This window comes from Xanthomonas sp. LMG 8993 (assembly GCF_009835065.2).
GTDB classification, from domain to species: domain Bacteria; phylum Pseudomonadota; class Gammaproteobacteria; order Xanthomonadales; family Xanthomonadaceae; genus Xanthomonas; species Xanthomonas arboricola.
Genome location: NZ_QVIF02000024.1, coordinates 1 through 2,810 on the forward strand (window position 1 = coordinate 1; position 2,810 = coordinate 2,810).

Genomic DNA, 2,810 nt, shown 5'->3' on the forward strand with positions numbered 1-2,810 from the left:
GACAACCCGCAGGTGCCGGGGCTGCGGCCGCAGCATCTGGCCTACGTGATCTATACCTCCGGCTCGACCGGCCAGCCAAAGGGGGTGATGGTTGAGCACGCCAGCGTCGCTGCGTTTGTGCGCACACATGCGACAAGCTGTCGTCTTCAGCCGGGCGATCGCGTGCTGCACTTCGCCTCGTGTTCGTTCGATACCTCGATTGAGGAAATCTTTCCGGCGTTGGTGTCCGGGGCAACGGTAGTCGTGCGGCCTTCCTGGATGGTGTCGCCCGACACGCACTTTGTGGAACTCCTCGCCGTCGAACGTATCGCCATCCTCGATTTGCCGACCGCGTTTTTCCACGTCTGGGCGCAGCAGGCTCCGCAACGCCGTCCTGCCCTGCCAGAGCAGGTACGTTTGGTCGTGGTCGGTGGCGAAAAGCTTGAACGCGGTGCGCTGGCGGGCTGGTTCGCGCACCCTTCCGCGCGGTACGCCACCGTACTGAATACTTACGGGCCGACCGAAGCGACCGTGTATGCGACGTCCATCGCCCTGGAAAGCGTGCCCCAGTGCGAAAGCCAGGTGCCCATAGGACGTCCGCTGCGAGGCCTCAAGATCAGCATTCTCGATTCTTGCGGTGCTCCGGTGCCGCAGGGCGTGATTGGTGAGATCCATATTGGCGGCGTGCAAGTTGCACGTGGATATCTCGGGCAGCCTACGCTGACTGCAGAGCGCTTTGTGCATGATCAGGACGCAGCCGGCGACGCGCGCCTGTACCGCACCGGCGACCTCGGTTGCTGGCTGGGCGATGGCAACATCGCTTATGCAGGCCGCCGCGATGCGCAGATCAAACTCCGTGGCTTCCGCATCGAGCCTGGTGAGATCGAGTACGCGTTACGCCGCTGCGACGGAGTCGCCGACGCGCTCGTGCTGCTGCATGACGATGCGTCTGGCGCGAGCCGACTGGTTGCTTATGTAGTTGCCGCGGAGGCCAACGCGCCATCAGAGCAGATGCTTCATTCGGCGCTGTCCGAAAAGCTCGCTGCTTATATGTTGCCTTCCTGCTACGTCTTGCTGGAAAACTTTCCGCTGACCCGGTCAGGCAAGATCGACCGTGCCGCGCTGCCGGTGCCGAACGCTTCTGCCAGGACGAACTCCGAACACGAATTGCCGGTAGGCGCGGTCGAATCTGCGATCGCGCGGGTTTGGGCCGGGCTTTTCGGCTTGGAGCAAGTCGGTCGCCGTGACAATTTCTTTGAGCTTGGCGGTCACTCACTGCTGGCGATCGCCATGATCGAGCGCCTGGCAGGCGAGGGCATCGAGCTCCCCGTTCGCGATCTGTTCCTATCGCCGGTATTGGCCGATCTCGCCGCACAGGTATCGCGCGGGACTACGCAGCCAGTGCCACCGAACCTGATCGAGCCGGGTCGTACCGCGATCACCCCTGACCTGCTGCCGCTGGTAGCGCTGTCTCAGGCTTCGATCGACCGCATTATCGACACGGTCCCGGGCGGCGCGGCCAATGTGCAGGATATCTATCCGCTTGCGCCATTGCAGGATGGCATCCTGTTTCATCATCTGCTGCACGCCGAGGACGCGGCCGATCCCTACGTCCTGCGGGTAAGTCTGGAATTCGATGGCATCGTGCGCATGGAGCGCTTCATCGACGCGCTGAAGACGGTGGTCGCACGCCACGACGTGCTGCGCACTGCCTTGTTCTGGCAGGCACTGGAACGGCCTGTGCAGGTCGTGTTGCGCGAGGTGTCGCTGCCCGTGTTCGACGGCGTTCCAGGCGCCGTACGCATGAACCTGAGCGCCGCGCCGTTGCTGCAACTGTGGCGTCATGCCGATACCGGCGACGACGGTTTGATCCTGACCGTGCTGTGGCACCACATCGTGTCTGATGCGGTGGCCATGGGAGTGATCCTGGATGAGGTGCGCAACTTGTTGCTCACCGATGCGTCGGCATTGCCGCCGCCGGCGCCCTATCGCGACTTTATCGCCCGCACTGGCGCTTTCCACGACAGCGTGCACGAGGCGTATTTCCGCGAACGCCTGGGCAGCGTCGATGAAACCACCGCAATCGGCGGTATCGTCGACGTGCGCCATGACGGCGCCGCGATCCGCCAGTCGGTCCTGCGCCTCGAGGACGACGTCGTCGCTCTGATCCGTCGCGCTGCCACGGCCGGGGGCACGGCGCCATCGGTTCTGTTTCATGCAGCATGGGCGCGCGTGCTGTCCGAGCATGCCAGCCGCAGCGACGTAGTTTTTGGCACAGTGCTGACCGGTCGCCTGCAGGGGATGGCCCAGGCAGGGCGCACCGTTGGCATGTTCATCAACACCTTGCCGCTGCGTTTGGATCTGGCCGGACGCGGCGTCGCCGAGGCGCTCGACGAAACCCGGTTGCGTCTAGCCGAACTGCTCGCTCACGAACATGCCTCGCTTGCCTTGGCTCAGCGCTGCAGTGCGGTCGCGGCGGGCATACCGCTGTTTACCGTGCTGTTGAACTATCGTCAGCACAGCAGCCAGACCGATGCCGATGCTGTTTCATCGCTGGGCGAGGGCATACGGGTTGGCGGCGCTCAAGCGCGGAACAACTATCCACTGACGATGTCGGTGGACGATGACGGAACCGGCTTCGGCCTGACCTCGCTGAGCATTGGTGATATCGACGGCCCGGCGCTGGCCGGGCATCTGGTTCGCGTCGTCGAGGCGTTGGCTGCGGCACTGCTATCCGATCCGCAGCAGCGGATTGACTCGCTGGCGCTGATCGACGCGCAGGAGCGCGAACAGTTGCTGGCGCTGGGCCGCGGCAGGTCACAGGCGCGCAC

1 protein-coding gene is annotated in these 2,810 nt (G+C 64.1%); it reads left to right on the forward strand.

Features of this window, described 5'->3' with window-relative positions; all coding sequences use genetic code 11:
• On the forward strand, nt 1-2,810 hold a 2,810-nt coding region (locus DYQ94_RS20595; RefSeq protein ID WP_505414921.1), incomplete at both ends, for an amino acid adenylation domain-containing protein.